Genomic DNA, 7,822 nt, shown 5'->3' with positions numbered 1-7,822 from the left:
ATCCGCCGCTACATCATCTGGCGAAACCGCCATGCCGACGACCGGCGCCTACGCGCCATCGTCGACAGGGCGAACGTTGCCTGATGCGGCACTAGCTGATGCCCTGACCCTGCTCGAGCGGTACGGCCCCGCCGCGGGTACGTTGCACGGCGCGTACAGCGAACGACTCCTGCGTCCGTACGGCGAGTAGGGCTTCGGGAACGTTCCCCAAGTGGGCGTCGCACCATCCTCGGTGCCAGATGTCTGCGATGGTCTCCGCGTCCGGACGTATCTCCACAACTCCGCTTGCGTCTATTGTCGTGTCAACTCCATGAAGGTGACGGCAGGTTGAGTACCGCTGGACGTCGTCGGCTGCGACTTCCACGACGCGCTGCTGGCGAGGTGGTCCTCGGCACCCGGCCGCTGCCTGTGGGAGGGGATGTTCGCGGGGCCCCGGGCTGGTGGTGCCGGAACAGCTTCCGATGCTTGTCGGTGCCTGCCGGCCCAGGCTCCGACTGTCTCAGCCGAGGGTCCGAGCGGCATGGGCCACTCAGCCAGCGGCGCGGGGCGAGGAGGATGACCGCGGCCGAGTACGGGGCGAGCGAGGCCGACGCCGGCCCGCGGTGGACGGTGGGGGCCATGTCGCCCTGGTGCCAGGCGAGGGTGCGCTGCACACGGTAGGAGCCGGGCAGGTCGAGGTGGAACTGCTGGCTGTGCTGCGGGTCCTTGTTGACGATGACCACGGCCAGGGTGCCGTCGGTGCGGCGGATCGCGTGCGCGCCGAGGGTGGGGCTGCCGGAGGGGACCGCGAGGGTGCTGCCGCCGTCCCTGAGCGCGGTGGTCAGCAGTTTCATCGTCTGGTACGGCGCGAATGGCGTCCCGACCGGCGGTTCGCAGGGCTGGTGGCCGCTCCAGCCGGCGGGGCGCTCGCCGGAGGAGAGCACCGCCGGCGCCGTTCGGCGCGGCGCAGCACGATCCAGGGCGCAGGGCAGCCAGGCACACGGTGAACCGACCATGCCTGCGGCCGCGATCGTCCAGGCGGAGGGCGGAGGCGGTAGTGACGTGCAGCGCGTGCGGGCCACACCGCGCACCCCGGCGGAGCTCTCGGCAAAGGGGCAGGGCGTGCCCTACCGAGCACCCGGCCCTACTGGGGAGCCGGCCACCGGCGTGGCAACCGCCGGCCCGAAACGCCGGGGACTATGCAGGACCCATGTCCTTCCGGCATCCCGCCGAACCCGCCGATGGCAGCCATGGCCATTTCGAGCGCATGGCCGAGCGTGCCTCGAACTTCACCAGCTCACCCGTGTTCTTCCTGCTGTGTCTGCTCCTGGTGGCCGCCTTCATCGCCGTCCACGTAGCCGGCCTTTCCCTGAGCCGCCAGTTACTGATCGGCGACCTGATGACCGCCGTCACTCTGCTGCTGCTCGCGCTGCTGAAGAACGCCGAACGCCGTGCCGAACACGCCATCCAGCGCAAACTCGACGCGATCGCTGCCGCTCTGCTGGAGCAACGCAGCGGACACACCGACAAAGCGGTCGAGTCCCTGGAGGAAGCGATCCGACTCGAAGACGAAACCTGAACCACACGCTGGGGCGTCCCCGGCGGTCTCGCTCGGATGCCGAGCGGAACCACTCCCCGTCCACGGGGTTATGTCCTCGAGCGGCGGTCCGTCGCTCATTCCCACACATCGGGCCCGCCGCCCCGCCATTCGACGACCCCGGGATCCTCGATCGGCGCCGCGTCCAGACCGGCGCGCCGCATGAACTCGGTGACATCGGCCGCGTTGTAGGCGTTGCCTACCGGCATCCCGTCCACGTCCACGCGCCGGGTCGCCTCGCCCGAACCGTCGTCGCTCACCGGCCGGACGATCACGTGCGTCCCGCGCCCGGCCCGCGTCTCCGGAGCACCCATACACGCAACCCTCAGTGGCCAAGGGCGTTGGCGAGCTGCTTCTTGTTCATCTTCGAACGGCCATGGATGTTGCGCTGCTTGGCCTCGTTGTACAGCTGCTCCTTGGTGGGGCCTTCGGAGCCGGAGTGCGAACGCTGTCCGCCACGCCGTGAGGAGGACATGTCGTGGGTCGAGGAACGGCTGGCCGTCTTCGACTCGCCGTGCCGGGCCCGTTCCTTGTTCACGGTCCGGGCCGCGATCTCCTTGGCCCGCTTCTCGCTCTCGCCACGGTCCAGGGCGCTCTCCTTGATGTGCTCGTACTGACGTTCACGCTTCTTGCTCGAACCGGCAGGCATGGCGCCTCCTCCTGGGGTGATGCGCTACGGCGTCTACCCAGAACGTAGTTCTCGACGCCCTCGCGCGCCTGGCCAGGTGAGCCGGCCGGCCCTCGCCGTCGCCGTCGCGTAGATCCGACTCGGCGGGTATCTGACCCCGAAGCCGGGCCTCGTGTCATGGCGGCACCACCGTTCTGCGGGCTCCGATCGAGTGAGGCGCAGGTCTCCGGTCGGCATGGACCGTGCGCAGAGGCTGCGCCCGGGGGCTGAACGAGTGAACAAACGACTGTCGATGTCGTACGGCTGCCGGATGTCGGCCGGCCAGGACAGCAGGATCAGGACGCACGCCCCTGGGGGACACCATGGCGAGCACCGGTACCGACGCGGCCGCATCCGAACCCACGGCCGGCCTCGACGCCGCCGGCGCGGCCGGTGAGCTGCTGCCCTCGGTCAGTGAGATGCGGCTGCCCGCCTGGTTCTTCGGCTTCGAGGGCGTCCTGGCCGGCGCCTTCGACCTGCTGCGGGCCTTCCCGTCCGCCTGGCCCGCCCTGCTCGTCCTCGTCGCGGCCAACATCACCGTCTCGCTCACCCTGCTGCGCAAGCGGCTGAAGCTCGCCAAACTGCTGTGGCGCGGCAAGGGCACCCGCAAGGTGGCCTTCGCCCTCGTGGGCCTGCGGATCGGCACCCACGTCCTGCTCGGCGCCCTCGGCTTCGCCCTCATCTCGGCACTCGGCCATGTCCTGATGGCCCTGGTGATGGCCGGCATCACCGTCGGCCTGCTGGTGTACGTCCAGCGAACCGCACTCACCGCCCTGGTCACCGCGGGCAAGGCCACCGCCTGACCCCCCTCCCGACCGCACTGTGCGGGCCCGCCCCACAGGCCGCGCTCGCCCGGCGGGGCCGACCGAGGATCTCGACGCCGGGGGCGACGACCAGGCGCCTACCGACGGCGAGCGCTTGGCCGCCGCGCGGGACGGCGCGCAGTTGCGGCGGCCGACCTGTTCTACCAGCGGGTGAGGTGCTCCCCGAGGGCTCGGCGCAGCAGGGCGAGGGCAGCGCCAGCGTCGGGGCAGCGCGGGGGTTCACCGCTGGCGGCGTTGGAGACGATGCTGCTGTCGATCAGGGCGATCCAGGTGCCACGCTGGACGTCGTACCCTTCGATCCAGCTGGCCGCGCGAAGGCCTGGCGCCTCACCGCGGCCGGCTCCGCCGTGACCGCCACCTTCCCCGAGGCCCTGCGCCCGACCGCCCCGGTGCCAGGCGAGCAGAAGCCAGCGGTCCGGACCGGCACTCTCCCGCGCGGCCACCAACTCCCGCTTCGTCGGGACAGGAAGCACCAGCGGGCCCAAGTCCTTTGCGGCGTGGGCCTGCACGCACTCGGGGCACTCCAACCGGGGAGAGCGGGGCTGGATGCGTGGCACTCCACCTGCCAGGATCGCGTCATGGTCGACTGGGAGAACCTGACGCCCTTGAACACGGACGGATCGCGGCTGGGCCACGCGAGCCGGCACCCCGGGTTCGCGGACCCCGCCTACGTGCGCCGCCGGAACAGGATCACGGCGACGGCCGCCGGGCACCGGGTGGGAGACCCGTACGGGCCCGTCACCTACACCCCGGCCGAGCACGCCACCTGGCGTACGGTCCACACCGCGGTACGGGCCGGTCAGGACGAGTGGGCCTGCCGGGAGGTCCTCGCCGCGCGGGCGAGCGCCCCGGTACCCGCCGACGCCGTACCGCAGCACGCCGAGGTCTCCGACGCCCTGCACGCCCTTACAGGGTTCCGCTTCACCCTGGCGGGCGGCATCGTTGCGAACAAGCGCTTCCTGGGAGCGATGGCCGAGGGCTTCTTCCACGCCGTGCAGTACGTGCGCCACCCCGCGATGCCCCTCTACACCCCCGAACCCGACGTCCTGCACGACGTGTTCGGCCACGGCATCCACCTCGCCGACCCGTTCTTCGCCGACCTCTACCGCACGGTCGGCGCCGCGGCCGCACGCGTCGACTCCGCCGACGCCCTCGACCTGATCAGCCGCGTGTACTGGTTCACCCTCGAATACGGCGTCCTGCTCGAAGCCGGCAACCCGAAAGCCTACGGAGCGGCGTTACTGTCCTCCTCCGGCGAACTCGCCCGCTTCACTCGCGCCGACCTGCGCCCGTGGAACCTCACCGAGGCCCTACGCCTCCCCTACCAGGTCGCCGGCTACCAACCGGTCCTGTTCACCGTCGACTCCCCCACCCACCTAGCCGACGTCCTCCACGGCTTCCTCGACGACTTCGACGAGACCACCCGCGACCGCCACTGCCTGCCCGCACTACCCGACCGCGGATTCATGGCCCGCCCCCACAACCGGTGAACCCGGAACACGAACCGACCCCACCCGCCACCGGCCCGACAACAGCAAGCCCAGCACAACAGCCGCCCGTACAGGGCAACACCAGCCAGGCACCCGCGCCACGTCCGCCAACACGTCACGCCTTCCGGTCCTTCGCCGGGTAGAGCCTCGCGTGGAGCACCCGCACCCCCACCACGGATCAGCCGGAACGGACACCAACGCGGCCGCCAACTCCCGCTTCGACGGAGCGGACAGCACCAACGGGCCCAAGTCCTTCGCGGCGCGGACCTGCACGCACGTGGGGCACTCCAGCCGGTCCGGGCCGGCCTTCTCCCGCAGCTCCAGCTCCGATCCCTCCTTCCCACTGATCGAACCCCGACACGTCCAGCACGGGCGCAGCACGGCGTTGGCCGTGCGGGCCTTCTCCAGGCGCTTGAGGGCCTTGGCGGCGGCCTTCTCCCGGCGTTCCTCGTGCTTGTGGTGGCAGGGGTAGCAGCGGCTGCCGGGACGGCGGGTCCACTGGCCGTGGAGCCCGTACTCGCAGGTGCTCTCCTCCTTCGGGACCTGGCCGCAGTCGGCACAGGCCAGGGTCTGCATCAGCTCGCGGTGGGCCTGGGCGACGCGGGCGGCCTGGCGCTGATCGTAGACGGTGCGGTTGTTCGGGCCTCGCCTGCAGCCCAGAGCGAGCCGCCTGGCCACATGTAGTACAGGTCCGGGCCGATGGTCGCTCGCCGTACGTCCCGGCTTCCCACTGCTCGATGATCCGCGGCTGGAACCGGACGGCGTCGGCCAGAAGTCCCATAGAGAACAAACTTGATCATGCATCAGACGCGACCAAGGGGAGCAACATGCCCACGAGCAGGCGCCTCACATCCGCAGCCGCAGCCGCAGCCCTCACAGTTGCCGGCCTGTCCGCCTGTAGCAGTTCCGCACCAGCCAAGAAGGCCGCCGACCTCGACCCGCAGAGCGCGCTGACCGCCTCGGCCACGGCCATGACGCAGCAAGGTAACGCCCGGTTCGCCGGGACAGGGGAGAACGGAACGGACGGCGGCAGCGGCTCCTACGGCTGGAAGGCTCCACGGACCTTTCAGATGGCCATACCGGGCCAGAAGGAGACGGACATACTCGTCGCCGACGGCGTGAGCTACTACGGCGGCGACAAGATGACCCGGGCCGGCGGCAAGAAGTGGCTCAAGTACGACTCGACCACCACCGCGACCATGGACAAGACCGACCTCTCGGTCCCGAGCCCGGGCGACCTGATCGCGATCGAGGAGGACATGGACCCGATCGCCGAACTCACCGCCAATGCCCAGGCCGACACGCTCAGCAAGATCGGCACCGAGAAGATCAACAATGCCGATGCGGTGCACATCCGCAGCACGATCAAGACCGACGCATGGATCGCCGCCCTGCCCGACCTCACCACCGACCAGCGCACGGCACTCAAAGGCGCGGAAAAGAACCAGAAGGCCGCCACGTACGACTTCTGGATCAACAACGACAACCAACTCGTCCAGGAGATACAGAGCGACCCCGGCCACCCCGGACAGGCCCCGCTCCGGATCACCTACTCCGACTACGGCAAAACGCCCACGATCACACCCCCACCGGCCGCAGACGTGATGGACGCAACCGAGCTGGCCAAGCACCTGCACAGCCCAAACGACTGACCCACGCCCCCGTCACGGGACTCCAAGCGCGAGCACAGTGCTGCTCCTCCCTTCGTGCGGAAAGGGTAAGGCGGCCGGTCGAAGCGCCGACCACCCTCGGTGCGCCCCGATGCCGGGCGCCCGTGTCACCGGGTGACGACGGTGATCGTTCCGGCGCCGCCTTCCCGGTGCTGTGCGGCCAGGGCTTCCTGGTAGGTGACGTACTGGCGAACGGTGCCGTCAGGCAGGTTCAGTTGGTAGACGACGGTTTGTGGCGATCCTCCGCCGCAGTTGCAGGCCATGAGTTCAGTGTCCTTTCCGGGTGCTGGGGTTCGGGTCTTCCTGGGGAGGGGCGTTGGTCAGTCCAGCCATCGTGAGGCCACACCCGCCAGGTACGAGACGCTGAGCGCGGTCGCCGGTATCCGAAACCACGGGCTGCCCTCCAGGCACGCGGCACAGCCGACCGCGACGGCGGACACCCAGACGCTCGAACACCAGCTGCAGGTGATCAGATAGGCGGCCTTGGACTCCTCGCCGAAGCGATCGGCGACCCAGATCCTGAGACCGCCCGCGAGGGTGTCCTTGGTCAGGAAACGGGTGACGCGGCAGGTGGCGCCGAGCGCGAGAAGGAACATGGTCAAGCTCATCGGGACAACTCCACTGACCAGGGACGCGGCAGTACGGTTGCGGGCGGCGCGGCGGGTGCGGTGGCTTCGCCGCTACGCCCCCAGCGCGTCCGTCCCCCCGCCGTGCGAGGGCGGGGGGACGGACCTTCGAGGTCGGCCGCTCATCCGCGGACGATGACGTCAGGCCTCACCTGGCTCGGCCACCAGTACCGGTCCGCGATCCACGTCCCGGGCCCGATAGGACCGGTCCGGTCACTACTGCGGCCTGCAGGGCAGCAGGGTGCCGGTCGACTCCAGCGTCGTGCCGCCGACGGTGGCGGTCGCGGTGAAGGCGCCGGATTGGACCTGAAGCAGGTTCAGGTCGGTGGTGAGGGTCGCGATCCCGGACACGTCCGTCACCGCCGAGCCCACCGGCTGTCCGGCGATGAGGAAGTTCACCGTCACGCCGGCGGCCGCGGGAGTGAGCTGGGCCTGCAGCGTGGCGGTGAAGGGGTACGGCTGCCCGTGCGAGGGGTTCGCCAGCTGGTGCTCCCAGTGGCCCCACCAGCAGGACGGCAGCGCCTGCAGGCTCACGGCGGGGCCGCCTACGCCGACGGTGATCGGGACGGGGAGCGAGACGACGTTGGTGCAGGTGCAGGTGGTGCCGGCCGCGGTGACGGTGGCGGTCAGCGACACCGGTCCGGCGGTGGGGAAGGTCACCGACCCGGTGGCGATGCCGAGTGCGCTGGTGGTGGCGGTCACCGGGGTGGCCCCGCCGCCGTTGAAGGTGACCGCCGCACCCGGAACGGGCACGCCGTTGCACAGCACCACCGCGGACACGACGGTGGGCTGGCCGACGACCACCGGGGCCACCGGCGGCAGCAGGAGCACCAGGCAGGTCGGCGGCGCGGTCACCGTGACGGTGACCGGGATGGAGACGACGTTGGTGCAGGTGCAGGTGGTGCCGGCCGCGGTGACGGTGGCGGTCAGCGACACCGGTCCGGCGGTGGGGAAGGTCACCGACCCGGT

General features: G+C 70.4%; 12 protein-coding genes. 5 read left to right on the top strand and 7 right to left on the bottom strand.

The genetic code is table 11. From position 1 onward, the window contains the following. Positions 1–190 (top strand): hypothetical protein (locus ACFQ87_RS41385; protein ID WP_380616126.1); only part of this gene is annotated, 190 nt, incomplete at its 5' end. A gap of 112 nt (positions 191–302) precedes the next feature. On the opposite strand, the gene ACFQ87_RS41380 is transcribed toward ACFQ87_RS41385, so the two are convergent. After that, positions 303–995, bottom strand: coding sequence for a hypothetical protein (locus ACFQ87_RS41380; protein WP_380616125.1), 693 nt, complete (start codon positions 993–995; stop codon positions 303–305). A 194-nt stretch (positions 996–1,189) separates the two neighbouring features. Between ACFQ87_RS41380 and ACFQ87_RS41375 the strand changes: the two genes are divergently transcribed. Next, complete coding sequence (locus ACFQ87_RS41375; RefSeq protein WP_380616124.1) at positions 1,190–1,558, top strand: low affinity iron permease family protein; 369 nt, start codon at positions 1,190–1,192, stop codon at positions 1,556–1,558. Between the two features lie 95 nt (positions 1,559–1,653). Here ACFQ87_RS41375 and ACFQ87_RS41370 read toward each other — a convergent pair whose 3' ends face one another. Both ACFQ87_RS41370 and ACFQ87_RS41365 read right to left on the bottom strand, forming a co-directional pair. Then, positions 1,654–1,836, bottom strand: a complete 183-nt coding sequence (locus ACFQ87_RS41370; RefSeq protein WP_380616123.1) for a hypothetical protein — start codon at positions 1,834–1,836, stop codon at positions 1,654–1,656. Between the two features lie 65 nt (positions 1,837–1,901). Then, entirely contained in the window at positions 1,902–2,225 is a 324-nt protein-coding gene (locus ACFQ87_RS41365) for a plasmid stabilization protein (protein ID WP_380616122.1), read from the bottom strand. Positions 2,226–2,566: 341 nt separating this feature from the next. On the opposite strand from ACFQ87_RS41365, the gene ACFQ87_RS41360 reads away from it, so the two are divergent. Continuing rightward, the gene (locus ACFQ87_RS41360; protein ID WP_380616121.1) at positions 2,567–3,046 is read left to right on the top strand and encodes a hypothetical protein; all 480 of its coding nucleotides are present in this window, start codon (positions 2,567–2,569) and stop codon (positions 3,044–3,046) included. 161 nt (positions 3,047–3,207) lie between these two features. Here the strand turns inward: ACFQ87_RS41360 and ACFQ87_RS41355 are convergent, their stop codons facing one another. Continuing rightward, a complete protein-coding gene (locus ACFQ87_RS41355; RefSeq protein ID WP_380616120.1) occupies positions 3,208–3,540 on the bottom strand; it encodes a hypothetical protein in 333 nt (110 codons plus the stop codon). Between the two features lie 105 nt (positions 3,541–3,645). Between ACFQ87_RS41355 and ACFQ87_RS41350 the strand changes: the two genes are divergently transcribed. Both ACFQ87_RS41350 and ACFQ87_RS41345 read left to right on the top strand, forming a co-directional pair. After that, on the top strand, positions 3,646–4,557 hold the full coding sequence (locus tag ACFQ87_RS41350; RefSeq protein WP_380616119.1) for a phenylalanine 4-monooxygenase: 912 nt from the start codon (positions 3,646–3,648) through the stop codon (positions 4,555–4,557). A gap of 827 nt (positions 4,558–5,384) precedes the next feature. Then, a complete protein-coding gene (locus tag ACFQ87_RS41345) occupies positions 5,385–6,209 on the top strand; it encodes a hypothetical protein (RefSeq protein ID WP_380616118.1) in 825 nt (274 codons plus the stop codon). Positions 6,210–6,334: 125 nt separating this feature from the next. Here the strand turns inward: ACFQ87_RS41345 and ACFQ87_RS41340 are convergent, their stop codons facing one another. The 3 genes from ACFQ87_RS41340 to ACFQ87_RS41330 all read right to left on the bottom strand — a co-directional run. Further along, positions 6,335–6,490, bottom strand: coding sequence for a hypothetical protein (locus ACFQ87_RS41340; RefSeq protein WP_280685708.1), 156 nt, complete (start codon positions 6,488–6,490; stop codon positions 6,335–6,337). 57 nt (positions 6,491–6,547) lie between these two features. After that, entirely contained in the window at positions 6,548–6,835 is a 288-nt protein-coding gene (locus tag ACFQ87_RS41335) for a hypothetical protein (protein WP_380616117.1), read from the bottom strand. Positions 6,836–7,069: 234 nt separating this feature from the next. Next, positions 7,070–7,822: hypothetical protein (locus tag ACFQ87_RS41330; protein ID WP_380616116.1), on the bottom strand; the 753-nt coding region annotated here is incomplete at its 5' end.

Origin of the sequence: Kitasatospora sp. NPDC056531 (assembly GCF_042794375.1) — a bacterium.
Classification (GTDB): Bacteria; Actinomycetota; Actinomycetes; order Streptomycetales; family Streptomycetaceae; genus Kitasatospora.
Note: the sequence above shows the minus strand (reverse complement) of the source record. Positions and strands in the feature narration are given on the sequence as shown.

Excerpts from the sequence above, each read along its gene's own strand:
- ACFQ87_RS41375 (WP_380616124.1), top strand. The coding sequence starts at position 1,190 with ATGTCCTTCCGGCATCCCGCCGAACCCGCCGATGGCAGCCATGGCCAT.
- ACFQ87_RS41360 (WP_380616121.1), top strand. The coding sequence starts at position 2,567 with ATGGCGAGCACCGGTACCGACGCGGCCGCATCCGAACCCACGGCCGGC.
- ACFQ87_RS41365 (WP_380616122.1), bottom strand. The coding sequence starts at position 2,225 with ATGCCTGCCGGTTCGAGCAAGAAGCGTGAACGTCAGTACGAGCACATC.
- ACFQ87_RS41345 (WP_380616118.1), top strand. The coding sequence starts at position 5,385 with ATGCCCACGAGCAGGCGCCTCACATCCGCAGCCGCAGCCGCAGCCCTC.
- ACFQ87_RS41380 (WP_380616125.1), bottom strand. The coding sequence starts at position 995 with ATGGTCGGTTCACCGTGTGCCTGGCTGCCCTGCGCCCTGGATCGTGCT.
- ACFQ87_RS41335 (WP_380616117.1), bottom strand. The coding sequence starts at position 6,835 with ATGAGCTTGACCATGTTCCTTCTCGCGCTCGGCGCCACCTGCCGCGTC.
- ACFQ87_RS41340 (WP_280685708.1), bottom strand. The coding sequence starts at position 6,490 with ATGGCCTGCAACTGCGGCGGAGGATCGCCACAAACCGTCGTCTACCAA.
- ACFQ87_RS41350 (WP_380616119.1), top strand. The coding sequence starts at position 3,646 with ATGGTCGACTGGGAGAACCTGACGCCCTTGAACACGGACGGATCGCGG.